Raw genomic sequence first — 21,165 nt, 5'->3', positions numbered from 1 at the left:
GAAAGTAAGTCGCCATCGGCGAAATCCGATGTTTCTACAAAATAACATTTGATTTAAATAAAACAAAAATGAACTACCTCCAATACTACCCTGTAGATATCGTCAACGGTGAAGGCACGCGTTGTACGCTTTTTGTCAGCGGTTGTACGCACGGCTGTAAAGGGTGCTACAACCAAAAAAGCTGGTCGTTTACCGCCGGGGTGCCCTTTGGTATTGAAATGGAAGAACAAATTCTCAAGGATCTCAAAGACACGCGTGTTAAGCGACAAGGATTAACCCTTTCTGGGGGAGATCCTTTGCATCCGAGAAACATAGAAGCCCTGCTTCCTTTGGTTCAACGGGTAAAACGGGAATGTCCCGATAAAGACATTTGGGTCTGGACGGGTTACAAATTAGAGGAATTGGACGCATATCAACGGCAAATGTTGCCCTACATTGATGTGCTCATTGATGGCAAGTTTATTCAAGAACAGGCGGACCCAAGCTTGGTTTGGCGCGGTTCGGCGAATCAGATCATTCATCGTTTTAAGATTTAATGCCTGCATAAAAATGCGGTGCTTTTTTCAAGCAAATTTTCTGAGGCTATTTTGCCAAATTGTCTCGGCAATCATCTCCGGCGTTTCACGTCTTAATTCACACAATACCTTAAAAACCTGTTGTACTCTTTCCGGTCGATTCGGTTGACCTTGAAAACCAAATACCGGCATATCGGGCGAATCCGTTTCGAGTAATAAAGCATCAAGTGGCAATTTTGAAATAGTCTGACGGGTTTTATTGGCGCGTTCATAGGTAATCGTGCCGCCTACACCAATAGAATAGCCCAAATCCACAAAACGTTTTGCCTGATCGTAGCTGCCTGCAAAACCATGTACAACGCCACGTTTCGGCACCTCAATGCGTTTGAGAAAAGAGAACAGCTGATCGTGCGACTTGCGGGAATGCATGTTCACCGGCAAATCGTGCTTTTTCGCCAAATGCAGTTGCGCTTCAAAAAAATCGCATTGCTTGCGCCATAGCTCATCGGTTAATAATTCCGGTACGGCACGTTCCAAACCGATTTCTGCCACGGCTGTGCAATTTGGCGAACGCGTTGCTAACGCCTGTTCCAATAAATCCAAATCCTGCGCTTGGTGTTCTTTGATATACAAGGGATGTAACCCTAAGCCGTAATACAACTGTTGCGGATAAAGTGCGGTCATATTTTCAATCGTTTTGAAATCCCGCTGTAACACGGCGACGATCAAGATCTTTTGCACGCCAGCTGCCTGTGCATTTTGCATAAGCTGCGCCAACGGCTCACCGGTGGCTTGCTGCAAATAATCGAGATGAGTATGGGTGTCGAAAAAGGAATACATATCAATCTAAAAAAATCAGGCAACTCAATGAGTTGCCCATAGTCTTATTCGTCAACGGTAACAGAGGTAATCACCACATCTTCGTTCGGGACGTCTTGGTGGAAACCTTTGTTGCCAGTTTTCACACCTTTGATTTTGTCCACCACATCCATGCCTTCAACCACTTCTCCGAATACCGCATAACCCCACTCTTGCACGACTTCTTTGCCAAACATTTCTTTTGAACGGTAATCCAAGAAAGTGTTATCCGCCACGTTAATGAAGAATTGCGCTGTAGCAGAATGCGGATCGGAAGTACGCGCCATGGCAATGGTGCCACGCTTGTTGCTTAAACGATTGTTGGCTTCGTTTTTAATCGGCGCGTTAGTCGCTTTCTCGCGCATACCGCTTTCCATGCCACCGCCTTGAATCATAAAACCGTCAATCACGCGGTGGAAAATTGTGTTATCATAAAACCCGTTTTTACAATAAGTTAAGAAGTTTTCTGCCGTTACCGGTGCTTTCTCATGATTTAAGGCAATTTTAATGTCGCCGAAATTAGTGTGTAGTGTAATCATTGTGCTTTTCCTATACGAATTAAAGAGCGTCATTATTCCATAATCCGCCCCAAATCTCCATAAAGTGCGGTGCGTTTTCAAAAAGATTTGGATCCCAATATGTTAAAACTTTTCAATACTCTTACTCGCGAAAAAGAAATTTTTAAACCGATTCATGCCGGCAAAATCGGCATGTATGTTTGCGGCGTGACCGTTTACGATCTCTGCCATATCGGGCACGGTCGTACCTTTGTCTGTTTCGATGTGGTGGCGCGTTACTTACGCTATTTAGGCTATGATTTAACCTATGTGCGCAACATCACTGACGTGGATGACAAAATCATTAAACGCGCGTTGGAAAACAAAGAAACTTGCGATCAATTAGTCGATCGCATGGTCGTAGAAATGTATAAAGATTTTGACGCTTTAAACATTTTGCGTCCGGACTTTGAACCGCGTGCGACCCATCACATTCCTGAAATTATTGCCCTTGTTGAAAAACTGATTCAGCGCGGACATGCTTATGTGGCAGACAACGGCGATGTGATGTTTGACGTAGAAAGTTTCAAAGAATATGGCAAATTGTCCCGACAAGATTTAGAACAATTACAAGCGGGCGCACGTATTGAAATCAATGAAATCAAGAAAAACCCAATGGATTTCGTGTTGTGGAAAATGTCCAAACCAAACGAACCTAGTTGGGATTCCCCTTGGGGCAAAGGACGTCCGGGCTGGCACATTGAATGTTCCGCCATGAACAGCAAACAACTTGGCGAACATTTTGACATTCACGGTGGCGGCTCCGACCTGATGTTCCCGCACCACGAAAACGAAATCGCTCAATCTTGTTGCGCCCACGGTAACCAGTATGTGAACTACTGGCTGCATTCCGGCATGATCATGGTGGATAAAGAGAAAATGTCGAAATCCCTCGGCAACTTCTTCACGATTCGCGATGTATTAAGCCACTACGATGCAGAAAGCGTGCGCTACTTCTTGCTCAGCGCCCACTACCGTAGCCAATTAAATTACAGCGAAGAGAACCTCAATCTCGCCCACGGTGCCTTGGAACGCCTCTACACCGCATTGCGTGGCACTGATAAAAGTGCGGTGGCTTTTGGCGGTGAAAATTTTGTGGACACGTTCCGCGAGGCAATGGACGACGACTTCAATACGCCAAACGCCCTTTCCGTACTATTTGAAATGGCGCGCGAATTGAACAAACTAAAAACCGAAGACATGGGCAAAGCCAATGGACTTGCCGCACGCTTACGCGAACTTGCCGGCATTCTCGGTTTGCTCCAACTCGATCCGGAACAATTCCTACAAGCCGGTTCCGATGATGACGAAGTCGCCAAAATCGAAGGTCTCATCAAACAACGCAACGAAGCCCGCGCCGCCAAAGACTGGCCGACTGCTGATGCGGCACGCAACGCCTTAACCCAAATGGGCATTGTGTTAGAAGACGGTCCGAATGGCACCACTTGGCGTAAACAATAATAAGATAAGTTAAAAACAAAAAGGAAAGTGAATCGCTCACTTTCCTTTTTTATTATTAAGTGCTATAAAGTGCGGTTGTTTCTAGCAACGTTTCTCACCTTGAAAAAGACCAGTGAAAACCACCGCACTTTTCAGATTATTTCACCACCCCACCGCTTGCTTGTAAATCAGCGTGGTAAGAAGAACGTACGAACGGACCACAAGCCGCATGTTCAAAGCCCATGGCTTGGGCTTTTTCGCGGAACATATCAAATTCTGCCGGCGGTACATAACGCGCTACCGGTAAATGGTGGCGACTTGGTTGCAAATATTGTCCAAGAGTCAACATGGTTACACCATGGTCGCGTAAATCCTGCATGACCTCTAAAATTTCTTCGTTTGTTTCGCCTAATCCCACCATTAAACCGGATTTGGTCGGAATATGCGGGAACATCGTTTTAAATTCTTTCAATAAGCGCAAAGACCATTCGTAATCAGCACCTGGACGGATTTCACGGTACAAACGTGGCACGTTTTCTAGGTTGTGGTTAAACACATCCGGCGGATTCGCTTTTAATTTTTCCAACGCCAATTCAATGCGTCCACGGAAATCCGGGACCAAAATTTCAATTTTAATGTTTGGATTTAACGCACGAATTTCGCGTACGCAATCCGCAAAATGCCCGGCACCACGATCAGGTAAGTCATCACGGTCAACGGAAGTAATCACTACATACCGTAATTTCATGTCCTGAATGGTTTCTGCCAATTTACGCGGTTCTTCAGGATCCGGTGGTAATGGTTTGCCGTGCGCGACATCACAGAACGGACAACGACGGGTACAAATTGCCCCAAGAATCATAAAGGTTGCCGTGCCGTGATTGAAACATTCATGTAAGTTAGGGCAAGAGGCTTCTTCGCATACAGAATGCAAGCCATGACGACGCATACCGGATTTAATGCTTTGAATACGGGCTCCGTTTGCCGGAATTTTGATTTTCATCCATTCCGGTTTTTTCAGTAGCTCTTGCTCTGGATCGATATTTTTCACTGGGATAATGGAGGTTTTAGCGGCATCGCGATATTTAACACCGCGCTCCATTTTAAAAGGTGTTCCCATTGATATTCCTTAATTTTTTATGAAGATAATGAGATGAAATGCTGTTTATTGATGTTAACAAGTTGTTACATTATACCCTAACTGCTCAGCGAAATGCTTAACTAATTGTGGTGAAACCTTGTTGCAATCCGCGTCTTGAGCCGCAATAAAGTCCGCCAGCTGGCACATTTCTAACCCAGCATAGCCACAAGGGTTAATTTGATGAAAAGGGCTTAAGTCCATGTTGATATTAAACGCCAGACCATGAAATGAACGCCCGTGTCGAATGCGCAAGCCAAGGGAACAAATTTTCTTGCCATCAATATACACACCGGGCGCATCTGGTTTCGGGTAGCCTTCAATGCCATAATCCGCCAGCGTTTTCACCACGGATTGCTCAAGTGCGGTGACTAATTGGCGCACATTTAAATTTTCATGGCGCTTCACATCAATCAGCACATACATAATTTGCTGGCCTAAACCGTGATAGGTAATCTGCCCACCACGATCCGATTGCACCACAGGAATAGCGCTTTGCTGCAATAAATGCTCCGGTTTGCCCGCCTGACCTTGGGTAAATACCGACGGATGTTGCACCAACCAAATTTCATCAGTGGTATCTTCCGTACGGTTATCGGTAAACGACTGCATCTCGTGCCAAACGCTCTCGTAATCACGAATGCCAAGCTGACGTACAATTAATTCGGGTTGCATGATGATTTCCTAAAAACGCTATAAAAAATAACCGCACTTTGGTGATTACAACACCATTCTCACGCCGTTGATTTCTGCCAACTCTTTGTAGAGTTTCTCGATTTGCTCAATATTTTCGGCTCGTACGTTGATGGATACCGAATGATAAGTGCCTTTACCACTTTCTTTGGTGCTTGGCGTGTAATCGCCTTTAATGGTTTTATGAACCGTTTGAACCACATCATCCACTAAATCCGGGCGAGCGGCTCCCACCACTTTAAAAGTAAAATCACAAGGAAACTCAAGAAGATCTTTTAATTTTTTATCATGTGCAAGATCGGTTAAATTTACCGTTTTTTTATCGTTCATTTGTCTTTTCCTAAAAAATTTAACCGCACTTTCATAAAAAGTGCGGTCGGTTTTCAAAATTTTTTTAAAGATTAACTAAAGAGGCTTTTAACCGTGAGTACTAACCAGTCCCAGATTTTACCGAAAATACCGCCCTCTTTGACTTCTTGCATAACTTGCAAATTCACGCTGGCAATGTCTTTACCATCAAGTTGATAGACCACTTTGCCAACGACCTGACCTTTTGCTAAAGGCGCTTCGAGGTATTTTTTCTCTAATTCATAACGGGCTTTTAACTCACTACTTTTACCTTTCGGAATGGTAATAAAGGCATCCTGTAACACGCCTAACTGAATGTTGCTTTCATCACCGTAATAAACTCGTTGTTCGGAAATCGCTTTGCCCGCTTCAAAGGTTTTAAAGGTTTCAAAATTCGCAAAGCCCCATTGTAATAATTTTTTGCTTTCCACTTCGCGGCCTTTGTAGGTTGGCACCCCCATCACGACAGAAATCAAACGCATATTATTTGGATTGGTGGCAGAGGCGACAAGATTATAGCCAGCTTTGTCTGTGTGACCGGTTTTCATGCCATCCACATGAATGGTTTTATCCCATAACAAGCCATTGCGATTCGGTTGTTTAATTTTATTAAAGGTAAACTCTTTTTCTGCGTAAATTTTATATTCTTCCGGCAAATCACGAATGATATGCGCGCCAATAATTGCCATGTCTCGGGCGGAAGAATATTGCCCTTCTTCATCTAAACCATGTACGGTAGTAAATCGGGTATTTTTTAAACCAAACTGTTCTACGTATTTATTCATGGCATCCACAAAATTCATTACTGTGCCGGAAACATGTTCTGCCATAGCAACACAGGCATCATTACCGGAAACAACAATAATCCCGCGATTTAAATCCGCCACGGAAACCTGTTGATTTAAGTTTAGGAACATTTTAGATGAACCTGGGAAAGTTTGCCCCCAAGCACTTTCACCGATTGTAACCATATCGGTGTTGTGGATTTTGCCTTGTTTTAGCGCCTGTCCCACCACATAGCTAGTCATCATTTTCGTTAAGGACGCTGGATATTGACGTTGATCCGGATTTAACGCCGCCAATACAGCGCCTGAGTTATAGTCCATTAAAATATAGGTTTGCGCATTCATTTCCGGTACAGCAATATTAAACTGAACATCATCTGCCACGGCAGCAAATGATGCAGTTAAGGCACCTGCAATGAATGCAATTTTTGTGTGTTTTACTACTTTATTAAACATAAGATTGAATATCCTAACATCATGTAACGGTTATTTATTATAAGAATACACAACAAGCGGTTCGGAATGATTTAAACGTCTTAATTGTGTTTTCAATTCTGTAATTTCGGCTTTTGAATTAAACGGTCCCAAATGGATATTATACTTTTTACCATGTGCGGCAATTTCTGCTTTCACGTTTTCCAATGCCAATTCTTTGATAATTTGTTCGGCATTTTGACGGCTGGCGACATTCACCATTTTAATTTCATAACACTCGACATTCGCCACGTTTGAACCGTGAATAAATTTTGTGTTAGCTTTTAAAGAAGCCGACGTAAAAGTAGCAGCCTCCGAATTATCCTTCAGGCGTTGTAAGCCTTCCTCCGTCTTGCTACTTTTCGCTAACGTGGAAACGCCTGCCCCAGATAATTCACCGTTAGCATCCACATGCAAAGCTTCTACTTTTACCAAGCCCATGCCGTAATTCACAATGCCGATTTCTTTTGCAGCAGCGTGAGATAAGTCAATAATACGATCTTTAGCAAACGGGCCACGGTCATTAATACGAACAATGACTTTGCGCTGATTATACATATTGGTCACAACGGCATAAGAATTCAACGGCAAGGTTTTGTGCGCTGCGGTGTATAACGAGGAATTATAAGTATCACCATTAGAGGTTTTGCGTCCATTAAATTTATTATGGTAATAACTGGCAATACCTTCTTTACTATAATCCTTTGCATCCTGATGCGTTCTTGTTGTGTAAACCTCCTCTTTCACTTGGTAGGTTTGTGTTGCGTTAGAAAGAGGACGATACGTTAACTTTGGCCCTTCCACGCCATAAAGCTTTTTCGTTTCTGCTTGCACGGAAAGTGCGGTCAAAAATGAAAACAAAATAAAAACATATTTTACAGTTTGCTTTAAGTTCATTAAATTTCTCCCTCTCTGTAGAGATGACAATTAAGAAAACTGAAAACTTAATTAGTTCCCTTCAGAAAGTGTTCTTTGTGAGTATGAATCGACATGATCAAGCCAAAGCCCGCCATAATTGCTACATAAGATGTGCCGCCATAACTCACCAATGGCAAAGGCACGCCCACCACAGGCAAAATACCACTCACCATTCCAATATTAACAAAGACATAAACGAAGAAAATTAACGTTAATGCCCCAACTAAAATACGCCCAAATGCGGTCGGTGCGCTGACGCCAATCATTAAACCGCGGGCTATAATAAACAAATAAATGGCTAATAAAATCAAGAAACCGATCATGCCATATTCTTCGCTTAATACGGCGAAGATAAAATCCGTATGGGGTTCAGGTAAAAATTCCAATTGGGATTGCGTGCCTTGCATCCAGCCTTTTCCCCACATGCCGCCGGAACCGATAGCAATCTTAGATTGCCAAATATGATACCCTGCACCCAATAAGTCCTTTTCCGGATCAAACAAAGTTAAGACTCGGGTACGTTGATAATCGTGCATTAAATAAAACCACATAATCGGCAAAAATGCTGCCAATGCGAGAACTGCCGCTAAAATCAACCACCAACTCATGCCGGCTAAAAATACCACAAATAGGCCTGAGCCGCTAACCAAAATTGATGTGCCTAAGTCCGGCTGAATTGCCACTAACAGCGTAGGAACAAGAATAATCACCAACGCAATCATGGTTTCCTTTATCTTGATCGGTTGAGGTCGATTCCCTAAATACACCGCCACCATCAACGGCACGGCCAGTTTGACGATTTCAGAGGGCTGAAAGCGCACAACGCCCAAATCCAGCCAACGTTGCGCCCCTTTACTGGTCGTCCCGATAAGATCCACTAAAACAAGCATAACAATGCCGAGCATAAATAAATAGGGTGCAATTCGCTGATAAAATTTAGGCGGAAATTGTGCCATCAGCAACATAACAGCAAAACCAAGCCCAACCTGTACAATGCGGTTATGAAACATCGCCTCATTTGCGCCGGACGCACTATACAACACCAACATACCATAGCCGGTAATCACGACGAGTCCGATAAACAACCACAAATCAATATGCAAACGACGCCATAATTCCAACCAAATATTACGATCATTCATTTTCATTTGGCGCTCCCGACATTGTTGGTGTCAGCATGTCTTCCGTTGTCTGTCCGTTACTTTGCTTAAAATAATAGTCCATAATTTTTCTAACAACCGGCGCCGCATTACTAGAACCCCCGCCCGCATTTTCCAAAATCATTGCCACCACGATTTGTGGCTTATCATAAGGCGCAAAAGCAGTAAACCAAGCATGGTCATGCAATTCTTTTTTTAACGCTCCGGCATTGTAGCTCTGATTCTCTTTTAAACTAAACACTTGCGCCGTTCCCGATTTACCGGCAACGCGATAAGGCGTTCCGGCAAATGCTTTACGCCCGGTTCCTGCTGCAGAATTCACAACGTTATACATACCGCGCTTGGCCACATCCCAATAGTATTGTTTTGGTTCGGTAATATCTTCATATAGCAACGGATCTTTATAAGGCTCGACTACCGCACCCTCAATACTTTTCATTAAATGCGGTGTATTAACTTTACCGTTATTCACTAACACGCTCGTCGCTTTTGCTAATTGTAAAGGGGTTGCCGTCCAGTAGCCTTGCCCGATTCCCACAGAAATCGTATCGCCTTGTACCCACGGTTTTTTGTAGCGTTTTTGTTTCCACTCTCGGGTCGGCATATTCGCAGCAGTTTCTTCCTGAATATCAATACCGGTCGGCACACCAAACCCAAAGCGCTTCATCCAATCGTACAAGCGATCAATCCCCATGTTATAGGCGGTTTGATAAAAATAGGTATCGGAAGATTCGGTAATGGCTTTATTTAAATCCGTCATGCCATGCCCGCCTTTACGCCAATCGCGAAAACGTTTCGTGGTATTCGGCAAAACCCAATAACCGGGATCAGAAATGGTCATTTCGGGTGTAATCACATTTTCCTGCAAGGCCGATACCGCAATGAACGGTTTTACCGTCGATGCCGGCGGGTAAGCCCCTTGCGTCACACGACTGTATAAGGGACGATTCGGATCGTTTAACAAGCGGCTATAAGCCTCCCCTGAAATACCGTCCACAAACAAATTATTGTCATAACTCGGTACGGATACCATGGCTAAAATGCTGCTATCTCTCGGATCCATCACCACGACGGCACCTTTTTGGCCTGCCAATAGATCGGTAACATAAAGTTGCAAATTCAAATCAATGGTTAAATGAATACTTTTTCCTGCCACTGCCGGCTGTTCGCGTAATTTACGAATCACTTTGCCACGGCTATTTACTTCTACTTCTTCAAAACCGGTCGTGCCGTGCAAGGCTTCCTCATAATAGCGTTCAATGCCTAACTTGCCTAAATCATGGGTGCCGGCATAGTTAGCCAACTTTTCCTCTTTCTTTAAACGCTCTACATCACGATCATTAATCTTCGACACATAGCCCAAAATATGGGTCAACGGCTCGCCATAGAGATAATGTCGTTTAAAATAAGGCTTCACATCCAAACTTGGGAAATTATATTGATTCACCGAAAAACGGGCGATTTGTTCTTCTGTTAGATTTGGTTTCAACAAAATTGGCGTATAGCGCGAAGAACGTTGACGCTCTTTTTTGAAATTCTCAATATCCGTATCCGTTAAACCAACCAATACTTTCAATTCCTCAAAAGTGCGGTCTAAATTTTCCACTTTTTCCGGCACAATATATAACCCAAAGAAGGTCAAATTTTCTGCCAATAAGTGACCGTTACGATCGTAAATCAGCCCGCGTGTAGGCGGCAGCGGCAACAATTTAATGCGGTTTCCGTTAGAGCGGGTTTGATAGCTGTCGTAATTGACCACCTGTAAACCATAGAGATTCAACACTAAAATTGCCGACAAAGCCAAAACGCCGATAAATGACACCAAAGCGCGACGAGCAAATAAATTGCGCTCGGCTTTTTTATCACGAATCGGATCGTATTGTGGCTGAGACAGTAATTTTTTTAAGTTCATTTATTCTCGATGATAAGGATGATTGGTGGTTAATGACCAGGCACGATACAAGCTTTCTGCTACCACCACGCGTACTAACGGATGTGGCAAGGTTAAAGGCGATAGCGACCAACTTTGTTCAGCGGCCATCTTACATTCAGGTGAAAGCCCTTCCGGTCCGCCGATAAGTAAACAGACATCACGTCCGTCATTTTTCCAACCTTCCAGCTGTTGCGCTAATTGTTCGGTCGTCCACGGTTTACCGGGAATATCCAATGTCACGATTTTGCCCTTTCCGGCCGCCGCCAACATGGCTTTACCTTCCTGTTCTAAAATCCGTTTGATATCGGCATTTTTACCCCGTTTACCGGCAGGTATTTCAATCAATTCAAAAGGCATATCTTTGGGAAAGCGACGTTGGTATTCCTCGAATCCCGTGGTCACCCACGCCGGCATTTTGGTTCCAACGGCAATTAACTGAATTTTCATCCACGCTCCTCAAAAAAACGTCGTGAAAAACGACCGCACTTTATGTGCCCTATGCCCAAAGTTTTTCTAATTGATACATTTCGCGGCTTTCTGCCTGCATGATATGCACGATAGCCTCGCCCAAATCGACAACCACCCAATCGGCCGTTTCTTTGCCTTCATCGCCAAACACGTCAATGCCGGCGAGCTTACATTCGGTGATTAATTTCTGCGCCAAGGAAGACACGTGACGAGAAGAAGTACCGGTGCAAAGAATCATGGTATCGGTGATAGAAGATTTTCCTTTCACGTTTAAAGGCAGAATATCAGTGGCTTTTAAATCATCTAACTTATTCACCACGAAATCGACTAATAACATTATTTTTCCTCAATTGACAAAAGGCGCGAATTTTAACACTGAATAAAATACCCGCCAATCTTTTGACTAGCGTTTCGCGCGAAACGGTTTACGACGTTGATTGTTCGGCGCGCTAAAATTGCCTTCCCGTTTCAAGCGATAAGGCTTCGGAATATCCTGCAACAACGCATTCGGATCATATTGACTCACCGGAATACTGTGCCCGATATATTCTTCAATCGCCGGTAAATTCATGGCGTATTGTTCACAAGCAAAGCTAATGGAAATCCCGCTTTCGCCCGCCCGTCCGGTCCGTCCGATACGGTGCACATAATCCTCTCGATCATCTGGTAAATCATAGTTAAACACATGTGTCACCTCTGCAATGTGCAAGCCACGCGCCGCCACATCAGTAGCCACTAAAATGTCCAAATCGCCATCGGTAAATTGTTTCAACAAAGAAAGACGTTTTTTCTGCGCCACATCGCCGGTTAACAAACCAACACGGTGTCCATCCGCGGCTAAATAGCCCCAAATCGCCTCACATTGATGTTTCGTGTTAGCAAAAATAATGCAACGCTCCGGCCATTCTTCTTCTAACAAGGTGAGCAATAGCGGAATTTTATCTTGGTTAGACGGGTAAAATAATTCTTCTTTAATTTGTTGCCCGGTTTTTTGTTCCGGCTCAATTTCCACGTATTCCGGGTCATTCATATCTTCAAAGGCAAGTTCGCGCACTTTGTAAGACAGCGTGGCGGAAAATAGCATTATCAGACGTTGTTGCACTGGAGGACATTTGCGCAGTAAATAACGAATATCGCGAATAAAACCCAAATCAAACATCCGATCTGCTTCATCTAACACCACAGTTTGAATCTGATCCAAGCGGATAATACCCTGCTTCACATAATCAATGACGCGTCCGGTTGTGCCAATAAGCACATCCACACCGTTTTCAATGGCTTTTAATTGCTTATCATAGCCATCCCCACCATAAGCAAGTGCGGTCTTAAATTTCGTTGTTTTTAAGAAAATCTGCGCATCATGTTCAATTTGCACCGCCAATTCACGAGTCGGCGCTAAAATCAACGCACGCGGTTGATTCTTATCTGTCTCGGTTGGGTGAGTTAATAAATGATGAAAAAGTGCGGTCAAAAATGCGATTGTTTTTCCTGTGCCGGTTTGGGCTTGCCCTGCGACATCTTTTCCTCGTAAAGTCACCGGCAATGAAAGCGCCTGAATCGGCGTACAAAATTCAAATCCTTTATCGTTCAACGCCTGTAACACCAAAGGATGTAGCGGAAAATCGGCAAAACGTGCCGAACTCAAATAATTCTGTTGCATAGTCTCAAATTCATTATAAAAAATTGCCGCTAAGAATAGCACGAACCAAGCAAATCCACCAAAAATTCATCAGTGCGAATTGCAGTAAATAAAACAAGAAAAATTAAAGTCCGCGCTAAAAACACTGTCAAAAACGACCGCACTTTTTATATACGATTTGAAGCCAATCAAGCAAAACAAGAAAAACTCAGCTAAAAACTAGACAGTACTTGAATTTAATGCTAATTTACGCGCCAATTTCAAATACCCCATTCATTTATTTCTAATTCATCTAATCTAAATAACTTTCAAATTAATTATGCATCTTACAGAACTTAAAAATATGCCTGTTTCCGATCTCGTGAAACTCGGCGAAGACCAAATGGGTTTGGAAAATTTAGCCCGTTTACGCAAACAAGACATCGTTTTTGCCATTTTGAAACAACACGCGAAAGGCGGAGAAGATATTTTTGGCGGCGGCGTCTTGGAAATTTTGCCGGACGGTTTTGGTTTCTTACGTTCAGGCGACAGTTCCTATTTAGCCGGCCCTGATGACATCTACGTTTCGCCAAGCCAAATTCGTCGTTTCAATTTACAAACCGGGGATAAAATCGAAGGAAAAATTCGACCGCCAAAAGAAGGCGAACGCTACTTTGCCCTCCTTAAAGTTGACCAAGTCAATGACGATAAACCGGAAGTTTCCCGCAGCAAAATCCTTTTCGAAAACTTAACCCCATTACATGCAAACTCCCGTTTAAGAATGGAACGCGGCAACGGCTCTACCGAAGATTTAACCGCCCGAATTTTAGATTTAGCCTCTCCTATCGGAAAAGGCCAACGTGGTTTGATCGTGGCGCCACCGAAAGCGGGTAAAACTATGTTGTTGCAAAATATTGCACAAAGCATTACCCACAACTACCCTGATGTGGAGCTTATTGTGTTATTGATCGATGAGCGCCCGGAAGAGGTAACTGAAATGCAACGCTCCGTAAAAGGCGAAGTGATTGCCTCTACCTTCGATGAACCGGCAACCCGTCACGTTCAAGTGGCCGAAATGGTGATTGAAAAAGCCAAGCGTTCTGTGGAACACAAAAAAGATGTGGTGATTTTGCTCGACTCCATCACCCGTTTAGCACGTGCTTACAATACCGTGACACCAGCATCCGGTAAGATTTTATCTGGTGGTGTGGATGCCAACGCATTACACCGTCCAAAACGTTTCTTCGGTGCAGCGCGTAACGTGGAAGAGGGCGGTAGCTTAACCATTATCGCTACGGCATTAGTGGATACCGGCTCTAAAATGGACGAAGTCATCTTCGAAGAATTTAAAGGTACAGGTAACATGGAATTACATCTTTCCCGTAAAATTGCGGAAAAACGTGTGTTCCCGGCTATCGACTTTAATCGTTCAGGTACCCGTAAAGAAGACTTGCTGACCACCCCTGACGAGCTGCAAAAAATGTGGATCCTACGCAAAATCCTTAATCCGATGGGTGAAGTGGAAGCGATGGAATTCCTTATCGATAAACTCGCCGTGGCGAAAACCAACGAAGAGTTCTTTGAGATTATGAAACGCTCATAATTCTCACCACACTTTCAACGAAAAAGCCGCTTTTGACATCATCAAAGCGGCTTTTTGTTTATCCCCATTTTATGAATCTAAAAAAGTGCGGTGAAAAAACACGTCATTTTTCAACCGCACTTTCATCACATTAATGCAATTCTTTGCCTTTTAATTCCGGCACTAAACACACTGTTGCTAACATATCGATGACATAAATCACCGCTAAAAAGGCAATAGCAGTTTGGAAAGAATACGCGGAAACCACGGCACCCACGGCTACCGGGCCAAAGCCGCCTACAGCGCGACCTAAGTTAAACAATACGTTTTGCGCAGTAGCGCGTGCTTGAGTTGGATAAGCTTCTGCCATTAAGGCACCGTAACCGCCCATCATGCCGTTCACAAACATCCCTAAGAATGCCCCAGCAATTAACATGGTATTCGGATCCGTTAATTGTGAATACGCAATGATGCTGACCACTGCCCCTGCTTGGAACAGTAAGAAACTCGGTTTACGCCCAATATGATCGGCCAAACGCCCGAAAATCCAAATGCCCGCCATCATGCCGCAAACAGTCACCGCCGTCCATACCCCGGATTTCGTCAAGCTAAAACCCAGTTGTTTGGAAAGGAAATTCGGCATCCAAATCATAATGCCGTAATAACCGAAGTTTTGTACGGAAGTAAGGATGACCACGCCCAAACTGACTTTCGCGGTGGCCTTATCTTTCACTAATAATTTGAATGACTCTAATTTAGACGCCCAACGGTTCGTCGATTTTGGAAGCTCAGTTTGTTTTTGCACAAAAATTTCAGGCTCATGCAAACGGGCGCGTAAATACCACGCCACAAATGCCGGGAAAATGCCCACCACAAACATGCCACGCCAACCGATTTGTGGCAATAATAATGGGGTTAACAATGCTGCGCCTAACACACCGACCTGCCAGCCAAGTGCCACATAAGAGGCAGCTTTCGCACGGTGACGTGCCGGCCAAGCTTCCGCCGCTAATGCCATGCCGATCCCGAACTCGCCACCTAAACCGATACCGGCAATGGTGCGATAAATCAGTAAATCCCAATAACCTTGCGCCAATGCGCATAAACCGGTAAATACTGCAAAAAGAATGATCGTCCAGGTTAACACGCGCACACGGCCATATTTATCACTTAATGCACCGAAAACGATGCCACCAAAAACAGCACCAACCAATGTCCAAGTCACTAAAGAACCACCTTGCGCCGGGGTTAACCCCAAATCGGCAGAGATGGCACTTAACATAAAACCGAGAATAAGAAGATCGAAACCGTCCATCGCATAGCTGACGGCAGAGCCTAGCAAGGCCTTCCAGCCATAGCTATTTACTTTTGTAGTCATGTTGAATTGTCCTTCTGTTACTCACAGGTAACATTTAAAGTTTATAAAGATGTGATTTTTTAGCTTGCAGAAAACAAGGCCAAAAAATTGTGCGCTAGTTTACTGATTTCAAGAAAAATTTCAATAAAGTGCGGTGAGTTTTTACGGAGTTTTTTATGAGGGGGATAAGGTAACGCGAGATAAAATTTAGGCGGTTATAAAAACCGCCTAAACTTAGAAAATCAATTATTGATTGTTTTGAACGTAATCAATTGCTGATTGAACTGTTGTGATTTTTTCAGCTTCTTCATCTGGAATTTCGATATCGAATTCTTCTTCTAAAGCCATAACTAATTCAACAGTATCTAAAGAATCCGCACCTAAATCTTCAACGAAAGACGCTTCAGATTTTACATCTTCTTCTTTCACGCCTAATTGTTCAACGATGATTTTTTTTACGCGTTCTTCAATGCTCATTTGTTTCTTCCTATGTTTAAGTTTACGCTCATTGCGATAAGTTAAGTAGTGTATGTATTTGTAAAAAATTTGCAATATTTCCGGTGAGAGGTCAAACCTCAAAAACATTGAATTTTCACAAAACCATACAGTGAAAAAATAGTTACGTCTTCCACGAACCCTTGAATGACCTAACCAAGTTACATTGCGAGGGGATTTTAACACTAAGCCACACGTTTGGCTATTGCTTTTATCCTCTTGCTTGCAGGTAACCTTTTGCTAAATAGCGGTTAGCTCATGTACATGCCGCCATTAACATGCAACGTTGTACCGTTAATATAAGACGCATCCTCAGAGGCCAAAAATGCCACGGCTTTAGCGATATCTTTCGGCTCACCTAAACGGCCTGCCGGGATTTGGGTTAATAGGTTATTTTTTAATTCTTCGCTTAATACTTCCGTCATGTCGGTAGCAATAAAGCCTGGCGCCACAACGTTTACCGTAATGCCACGGGAAGCCACTTCTTTTGCCAAGGCTTTACTGAAACCAATGAGACCTGCTTTTGCCGCACAATAATTTGTCTGACCGGCATTGCCCATGGAGCCCACGACAGAACCAATGTTGATGATACGCCCGAAACGTTTTTTCATCATGGTGCGAAGCATCGCTTTAGAAAGATGATAAACAGAACTCAAGTTAGTTTGTAAAATATCGAACCATTCTTCATCTTTCATGCGCATTAACAAATTATCACGGGTAATACCGGCATTATTCACCAAAATATCAATGTCGCCAAATTCTTGTTTGATCTGTTCCAATACCGCATCAATGGAAGCTTGATCGGCAACATTTAATACTAATCCTTTGCCTTTCTCACCTAAATAGGCAGAAATACTTTCAGCGCCTTTCTCAGACGTTGCTGTACCGATGACAAAAGCGCCTTTTGATACTAATTCTTCGGCTACTGCACGGCCAATACCACGCGTTGCACCTGTCACTAATGCAATTTTACCTTGCATAACTTTCTCTCCTTTTCACTACTATGCTAATACTTCTTCGATGGAATCGAGGGATTTCACATCATTTACAGAAACCGCTTGTAAGGAATCCACGATGCGTTTCGTTAACCCGTTTAACACTTTACCTGGCCCCACTTCCACTAACACTTCGACGCCGTTTTGTGCCATTTTCTCTACGGTTTCTGCCCAACGTACCGGGCTATAAAGTTGGCGAACTAAGGCATTACGAATCGCATCGGCTTCCATTTCATTTTTTACATCTACGTTATTTAGAACAGAAACACCAGCCTCTTTCAACGTAATACTTTCCAAGGAAACAGACAATTGATCAGCAGCCGGTTTCATTAAAGCACAATGTGAAGGCACGCTCACCGCTAGCGGTAATGCACGTTTAGCCCCGGCTTCTTTACATAACGCAGCCGCGCGCTCTACTGCGGCTTTCGCTCCGGCAATCACGACTTGTCCTGGTGAATTGAAGTTCACGGCGGAAACCACTTCGCCTTGTTCTGCTTGTTTACAGGCGTTAATAATCGCGTCATTGTCTAAACCGATAATCGCGTACATCGCCCCCGTACCTTCCGGTACGGCTTGTTGCATAAGCTTACCGCGCAATTCCACTAATTTAACCGCATCTTGGAAATCTAACACACCGGCACACACCAACGCAGAATATTCGCCCAAACTATGGCCTGCCATCACCTCCGGTTTTAATGCCGGGTATTTTTGTTGCCATACACGATAAACAGCCACAGATGCGGTTAATAGCGCTGGCTGCGTTTGCCATGTTTTGTTTAATTCTTCCGCCGGGCCTTCCTGCACTAATTGCCACAAATCATATCCCAATACTTCTGAAGCTTGTTTAAAAGTTTCTTGTACAATTGGGTAGTCGCCAGCTAATTCCGCTAACATTCCCAACGTTTGTGAACCTTGTCCTGGGAAAACCATTGCAAATTTTTTCATGTGTCTTACCTATATTAAAAAATAAATCAATTTATTCTGATATGCGTTACAGTCAAAAAGTGCGGTCAAAAATAACCGCACTTTTTTCTGAATGATAACAGATTATCTAAAATCTCACTAAAGCCGAACCCCAAGTCCAACCACCGCCAAAGGCTTCAAGAAGGAGCAACTGCCCACGCTGAATACGTCCATCACGCACCGCTTCATCCAATGCGACCGGCACAGTTGCCGCACTGTTATTCGCGTAACGATCTAACGTGACCACCACTTGCGACATATCCATATCTAATTTTTTCGCGGTCGCAGAAATAATACGTAAATTAGCTTGGTGAGGCACCAACCAATCAATGTCTTTTTTATCTAAATTATTGGCGGCAAGGGTTTCTTCCACCACATTAGAAAGTTCACGCACAGCCAATTTGAAGGTTTCATTGCCTTGCATTTCGATATAGCCGGATTTTGCCACGCCACGTTCAGGCTGAGGAAGTAACAATGCGGCATTTTTATCTGCTGAGGCGTGTAAATGGGTAGAAATAATCCCTTCTTGTTCCGATGCTTCCAAAATAACCGCGCCTGCCCCATCACCAAACAACACAACAGTGCTACGATCTGTTTCATCTAACTTACGGGAATTTAAATCAGAACCGATCACGAGCGCTTTTTTCACTTTACCGGTACGAATAAATTGATCAGCGACACCTAACGCATACACAAAACCGGTACAAGCCGCCGCTAAATCAAACGCAATGGCATCGTCAATCTCCAACATCCCTTGAATTTGGCAAGCTGCACTTGGATAAGCATGAGAGTTGCTGGTTGTTGCCACTAAAATAAGATCAATTTCCTGTGGATTGATGTTTGCCACTTCAATGGCTTTTTGGGCTGCTTCAAATCCCATGGTAGAGACGGTTTCATCCGCTGCTGCAATGCGACGTTCACGAATACCGGAACGGGTAACAATCCACTCATCTGAAGTATCTACCATTTTTTCTAAATCGGCATTGGTACGAATATGTTGGGGTAAATAGCTACCTGTCGATAAAATTTTGCTAAACATAGTCATCTCGTTAAAAATAATAGCGAGGGAACTCACTACTTCATTAATATTTCATTTTTATTTAAGCCCGCCAAAATTTTTTGTGGAATTTGACGTCGGGCTTGTAATGCGGCATCGGCAATCGCATAAGCAAAGGCCTCTATATTTGCACTTCCGTGACTTTTCACCACAACGGAAGTCAAACCGATAAGCGATGCGCCATTATATTGATCAGGGTTGATTTGCTTTAATCGTTGGTATTTATCTTTGAAAAGATATTTAATTAAATACCCAAAAACGTGACTTAATATACTCTTTTTCTTATCACTTTTCAGTAGAGAAATCACGTTCTTTGCCGCGCCTTCCAAGGTTTTCAGCGCAACATTGCCGGCAAAGCCATCTGTCACAATCACATCCGCCTTGCCATTGAGTAAAAAATTGCCTTCAAGGAATCCAATGTAATTAAGTGCGGTGTCTTTTTTCAGTAAATCTGCCGCATCCCGTATGGATTTATATCCTTTCACCGCCTCAATACCAATATTCAATAGCGCAATACGTGGATAAACTAAATTGAGGGTATTTTCTGCAAAAATGGCACCCATCAAGGCAAATTGATACAAGTTTTCTGCATCACACTCAACATTCGCCCCAAGATCCAACATAATCGAACGCTCACCTGTCACTGTTGGGATCGTAGAAATCAGTGCCGGACGATGGATACCTTCTAAAGGTTGCAACAAGATTTTCGATAAGCCCATCAAAGCTGCTGTATCACCGGCACTTACACAGGCCTGCGCATCCCCTTTTTGTACTGCTTCAATTGCCAAACGCATAGAAGTCTCTTTGCTATGACGCAAGGCGTAGGAAATCCCCTGACGACTATCAATCACACGAGCACAATGAACAATGCCACAACGTTGACGAATACTGTTGGGAGCAGAAGATAAAAGCGGAAGAATTTGTTGGCGATCGCCAAACAATAAGAGAGAAAGCGTTGGATCTCGCTCCAAGGCTAAAATGGATGCTGGGATAGTAATACGGGGACCAATGTCCCCGCCCATCGCATCTAACGCAAGGGTTAGACGACTCAAGTGATTACCTTTATGTAATTGAGATAATTACTTGTTAATCACTTTACGACCACGATAGTAACCGTCAGCGGTTACGTGGTGACGCAAATGAGTTTCACCACTTGCTTTATCAACGGATACTGCAGCAGTTGTTAACGCATCGTGAGAACGACGCATATCACGACGTGAACGGGATTTTTTATTTTGTTGAACAGCCATTGGCTATACTCCTAAATTATTTTTGCTTTAAATTAGCTAATACAGCGAACGGGTTCGGTTTTTTTGCCAATTCTTCCGGCAATTCGCCAAAAACCTGTTCAGCCACGGACACTTCACAGTGTTCAGATGAATGCATTGGCACAATCGGCAAACTCAAAATGAGTTCATCTTCAATTGTTCCAAGTAAATCTATTTCACCGAATTCATTGAATTCAACTGGCTCATAGATTTCCGGCAATACATCAATTTGATCCAAATTAGCCACCGGACTGTAACAAAACGCACAATCAACGGTTTGAACGAAAGGTTCGCCACAACGCTGACAATTTAATTCAACATCAACATTGGCATGACCTTTCATGACAACCAATTTTTGCGGATCAACAAAGAACGATAATGTAACCTGTGCATCGCTGAGCACTTTACTGACCGATTCGGCAAGACGACTTAATTGATTAGCGGAGTAATAACCCTGATAATCCAATCTTCGTTGTGCGTCCTTTACCGGATCAACAGTTAGGGGTAGTTTTACCTTTTGCATAGGGAGCGCATATTACCCTT

At 43.5% G+C, this 21,165-nt stretch carries 23 protein-coding genes; 3 read left to right on the top strand and 20 right to left on the bottom strand.

What is annotated here, in order from left to right; translation table 11 throughout:
* The first annotated feature begins 68 nt into the window (after window positions 1-68).
* A complete protein-coding gene (gene nrdG / locus DK415_RS04990; RefSeq protein ID WP_109432714.1) occupies window positions 69-536 on the top strand; it encodes an anaerobic ribonucleoside-triphosphate reductase-activating protein in 468 nt (155 codons plus the stop codon).
* Window positions 537-563: 27 nt separating this feature from the next.
* On the opposite strand, the gene DK415_RS04985 is transcribed toward nrdG, so the two are convergent.
* Window positions 564-1,355 (bottom strand): TatD family hydrolase, encoded by a 792-nt coding sequence (locus tag DK415_RS04985; protein ID WP_109432713.1) that lies wholly within the window; start codon window positions 1,353-1,355, stop codon window positions 564-566.
* A gap of 44 nt (window positions 1,356-1,399) precedes the next feature.
* On the bottom strand, window positions 1,400-1,912 hold the full coding sequence (locus DK415_RS04980; protein WP_109103932.1) for a peptidylprolyl isomerase: 513 nt from the start codon (window positions 1,910-1,912) through the stop codon (window positions 1,400-1,402).
* A gap of 99 nt (window positions 1,913-2,011) precedes the next feature.
* Between DK415_RS04980 and cysS the strand changes: the two genes are divergently transcribed.
* A complete protein-coding gene (cysS, locus tag DK415_RS04975; RefSeq protein WP_109432712.1) occupies window positions 2,012-3,391 on the top strand; it encodes a cysteine--tRNA ligase in 1,380 nt (459 codons plus the stop codon).
* 136 nt (window positions 3,392-3,527) lie between these two features.
* On the opposite strand, the gene lipA is transcribed toward cysS, so the two are convergent.
* The 10 genes from lipA to rhlB form a co-directional block, all read right to left on the bottom strand.
* Window positions 3,528-4,490: a lipoyl synthase gene (gene lipA, locus DK415_RS04970; RefSeq protein WP_109432711.1), complete on the bottom strand. Its 963-nt coding sequence runs from the start codon at window positions 4,488-4,490 to the stop codon at window positions 3,528-3,530.
* Window positions 4,491-4,544: 54 nt separating this feature from the next.
* Window positions 4,545-5,183 carry a lipoyl(octanoyl) transferase LipB gene (gene lipB / locus DK415_RS04965; protein ID WP_109432710.1) on the bottom strand — a complete coding sequence of 213 codons (639 nt, stop codon included), beginning with the start codon at window positions 5,181-5,183 and terminating at the stop codon, window positions 4,545-4,547.
* A 45-nt stretch (window positions 5,184-5,228) separates the two neighbouring features.
* The gene (ybeD, locus tag DK415_RS04960; RefSeq protein WP_006717010.1) at window positions 5,229-5,531 is read right to left on the bottom strand and encodes a DUF493 family protein YbeD; all 303 of its coding nucleotides are present in this window, start codon (window positions 5,529-5,531) and stop codon (window positions 5,229-5,231) included.
* A 71-nt stretch (window positions 5,532-5,602) separates the two neighbouring features.
* Entirely contained in the window at window positions 5,603-6,790 is a 1,188-nt protein-coding gene (locus DK415_RS04955) for a serine hydrolase (RefSeq protein WP_109432709.1), read from the bottom strand.
* A 30-nt stretch (window positions 6,791-6,820) separates the two neighbouring features.
* Window positions 6,821-7,705, bottom strand: coding sequence for a septal ring lytic transglycosylase RlpA family protein (locus DK415_RS04950; RefSeq protein ID WP_109432708.1), 885 nt, complete (start codon window positions 7,703-7,705; stop codon window positions 6,821-6,823).
* 47 nt (window positions 7,706-7,752) lie between these two features.
* Window positions 7,753-8,874: a rod shape-determining protein RodA gene (gene rodA, locus DK415_RS04945; protein WP_109432707.1), complete on the bottom strand. Its 1,122-nt coding sequence runs from the start codon at window positions 8,872-8,874 to the stop codon at window positions 7,753-7,755.
* Window positions 8,861-10,798, bottom strand: coding sequence for a penicillin-binding protein 2 (gene mrdA / locus DK415_RS04940; protein ID WP_109432706.1), 1,938 nt, complete (start codon window positions 10,796-10,798; stop codon window positions 8,861-8,863). The genes rodA and mrdA overlap by 14 nt, the downstream gene beginning before the upstream one ends.
* Window positions 10,799-11,266 carry a 23S rRNA (pseudouridine(1915)-N(3))-methyltransferase RlmH gene (gene rlmH, locus DK415_RS04935; RefSeq protein WP_006717001.1) on the bottom strand — a complete coding sequence of 156 codons (468 nt, stop codon included), beginning with the start codon at window positions 11,264-11,266 and terminating at the stop codon, window positions 10,799-10,801. It lies immediately after the preceding gene.
* A 49-nt stretch (window positions 11,267-11,315) separates the two neighbouring features.
* Entirely contained in the window at window positions 11,316-11,624 is a 309-nt protein-coding gene (gene rsfS, locus DK415_RS04930; protein WP_006717000.1) for a ribosome silencing factor, read from the bottom strand.
* Window positions 11,625-11,690: 66 nt separating this feature from the next.
* Window positions 11,691-12,947 carry an ATP-dependent RNA helicase RhlB gene (gene rhlB, locus DK415_RS04925; protein WP_109432705.1) on the bottom strand — a complete coding sequence of 419 codons (1,257 nt, stop codon included), beginning with the start codon at window positions 12,945-12,947 and terminating at the stop codon, window positions 11,691-11,693.
* A 298-nt stretch (window positions 12,948-13,245) separates the two neighbouring features.
* On the opposite strand from rhlB, the gene rho reads away from it, so the two are divergent.
* On the top strand, window positions 13,246-14,508 hold the full coding sequence (gene rho / locus DK415_RS04920; protein WP_109432704.1) for a transcription termination factor Rho: 1,263 nt from the start codon (window positions 13,246-13,248) through the stop codon (window positions 14,506-14,508).
* Window positions 14,509-14,638: 130 nt separating this feature from the next.
* Here the strand turns inward: rho and DK415_RS04915 are convergent, their stop codons facing one another.
* The 8 genes from DK415_RS04915 to yceD all read right to left on the bottom strand — a co-directional run bounded on the left by DK415_RS04915 (window position 14,639) and on the right by yceD (window position 21,145).
* Window positions 14,639-15,865: an MFS transporter gene (locus tag DK415_RS04915; RefSeq protein WP_109432703.1), complete on the bottom strand. Its 1,227-nt coding sequence runs from the start codon at window positions 15,863-15,865 to the stop codon at window positions 14,639-14,641.
* Between the two features lie 225 nt (window positions 15,866-16,090).
* The gene (gene acpP / locus DK415_RS04910) at window positions 16,091-16,321 is read right to left on the bottom strand and encodes an acyl carrier protein (protein WP_005627318.1); all 231 of its coding nucleotides are present in this window, start codon (window positions 16,319-16,321) and stop codon (window positions 16,091-16,093) included.
* 269 nt (window positions 16,322-16,590) lie between these two features.
* Window positions 16,591-17,319 carry a 3-oxoacyl-ACP reductase FabG gene (gene fabG / locus DK415_RS04905; RefSeq protein ID WP_109432702.1) on the bottom strand — a complete coding sequence of 243 codons (729 nt, stop codon included), beginning with the start codon at window positions 17,317-17,319 and terminating at the stop codon, window positions 16,591-16,593.
* A 21-nt stretch (window positions 17,320-17,340) separates the two neighbouring features.
* On the bottom strand, window positions 17,341-18,279 hold the full coding sequence (gene fabD, locus DK415_RS04900) for an ACP S-malonyltransferase (RefSeq protein WP_109432701.1): 939 nt from the start codon (window positions 18,277-18,279) through the stop codon (window positions 17,341-17,343).
* Window positions 18,280-18,385: 106 nt separating this feature from the next.
* Window positions 18,386-19,336: a beta-ketoacyl-ACP synthase III gene (locus DK415_RS04895; RefSeq protein ID WP_109432700.1), complete on the bottom strand. Its 951-nt coding sequence runs from the start codon at window positions 19,334-19,336 to the stop codon at window positions 18,386-18,388.
* 35 nt (window positions 19,337-19,371) lie between these two features.
* Window positions 19,372-20,406, bottom strand: coding sequence for a phosphate acyltransferase PlsX (gene plsX / locus DK415_RS04890; protein ID WP_109432699.1), 1,035 nt, complete (start codon window positions 20,404-20,406; stop codon window positions 19,372-19,374).
* 27 nt (window positions 20,407-20,433) lie between these two features.
* Entirely contained in the window at window positions 20,434-20,604 is a 171-nt protein-coding gene (gene rpmF / locus DK415_RS04885) for a 50S ribosomal protein L32 (RefSeq protein ID WP_005544470.1), read from the bottom strand.
* A 16-nt stretch (window positions 20,605-20,620) separates the two neighbouring features.
* A complete protein-coding gene (gene yceD, locus DK415_RS04880; protein ID WP_109432698.1) occupies window positions 20,621-21,145 on the bottom strand; it encodes a 23S rRNA accumulation protein YceD in 525 nt (174 codons plus the stop codon).
* Window positions 21,146-21,165: the final 20 nt, after the last annotated feature.

It is taken from the genome of Aggregatibacter segnis, from assembly GCF_003130075.1.
GTDB classification, from domain to species: Bacteria; Pseudomonadota; Gammaproteobacteria; order Enterobacterales; family Pasteurellaceae; genus Aggregatibacter; species Aggregatibacter segnis_A.
This window is presented reverse-complemented; position numbering and strand designations above follow the sequence as displayed.

Bases quoted from the DNA above. Each gene is read 5' to 3' on its own strand.
- cysS (WP_109432712.1), top strand. From the start codon at position 2,012: ATGTTAAAACTTTTCAATACTCTTACTCGCGAAAAAGAAATTTTTAAA.
- DK415_RS04895 (WP_109432700.1), bottom strand. From the start codon at position 19,336: ATGTTTAGCAAAATTTTATCGACAGGTAGCTATTTACCCCAACATATT.
- nrdG (WP_109432714.1), top strand. From the start codon at position 69: ATGAACTACCTCCAATACTACCCTGTAGATATCGTCAACGGTGAAGGC.
- DK415_RS04955 (WP_109432709.1), bottom strand. From the start codon at position 6,790: ATGTTTAATAAAGTAGTAAAACACACAAAAATTGCATTCATTGCAGGT.
- ybeD (WP_006717010.1), bottom strand. From the start codon at position 5,531: ATGAACGATAAAAAAACGGTAAATTTAACCGATCTTGCACATGATAAA.
- rodA (WP_109432707.1), bottom strand. From the start codon at position 8,874: ATGAAAATGAATGATCGTAATATTTGGTTGGAATTATGGCGTCGTTTG.
- rpmF (WP_005544470.1), bottom strand. From the start codon at position 20,604: ATGGCTGTTCAACAAAATAAAAAATCCCGTTCACGTCGTGATATGCGT.
- rsfS (WP_006717000.1), bottom strand. From the start codon at position 11,624: ATGTTATTAGTCGATTTCGTGGTGAATAAGTTAGATGATTTAAAAGCC.
- fabG (WP_109432702.1), bottom strand. From the start codon at position 17,319: ATGCAAGGTAAAATTGCATTAGTGACAGGTGCAACGCGTGGTATTGGC.
- acpP (WP_005627318.1), bottom strand. From the start codon at position 16,321: ATGAGCATTGAAGAACGCGTAAAAAAAATCATCGTTGAACAATTAGGC.
- DK415_RS04985 (WP_109432713.1), bottom strand. From the start codon at position 1,355: ATGTATTCCTTTTTCGACACCCATACTCATCTCGATTATTTGCAGCAA.
- mrdA (WP_109432706.1), bottom strand. From the start codon at position 10,798: ATGAACTTAAAAAAATTACTGTCTCAGCCACAATACGATCCGATTCGT.
- lipA (WP_109432711.1), bottom strand. From the start codon at position 4,490: ATGGGAACACCTTTTAAAATGGAGCGCGGTGTTAAATATCGCGATGCC.
- fabD (WP_109432701.1), bottom strand. From the start codon at position 18,279: ATGAAAAAATTTGCAATGGTTTTCCCAGGACAAGGTTCACAAACGTTG.
- DK415_RS04980 (WP_109103932.1), bottom strand. From the start codon at position 1,912: ATGATTACACTACACACTAATTTCGGCGACATTAAAATTGCCTTAAAT.
- rhlB (WP_109432705.1), bottom strand. From the start codon at position 12,947: ATGCAACAGAATTATTTGAGTTCGGCACGTTTTGCCGATTTTCCGCTA.
- rlmH (WP_006717001.1), bottom strand. From the start codon at position 11,266: ATGAAAATTCAGTTAATTGCCGTTGGAACCAAAATGCCGGCGTGGGTG.
- yceD (WP_109432698.1), bottom strand. From the start codon at position 21,145: ATGCAAAAGGTAAAACTACCCCTAACTGTTGATCCGGTAAAGGACGCA.
- rho (WP_109432704.1), top strand. From the start codon at position 13,246: ATGCATCTTACAGAACTTAAAAATATGCCTGTTTCCGATCTCGTGAAA.
- lipB (WP_109432710.1), bottom strand. From the start codon at position 5,183: ATGCAACCCGAATTAATTGTACGTCAGCTTGGCATTCGTGATTACGAG.
- DK415_RS04915 (WP_109432703.1), bottom strand. From the start codon at position 15,865: ATGACTACAAAAGTAAATAGCTATGGCTGGAAGGCCTTGCTAGGCTCT.
- DK415_RS04950 (WP_109432708.1), bottom strand. From the start codon at position 7,705: ATGAACTTAAAGCAAACTGTAAAATATGTTTTTATTTTGTTTTCATTT.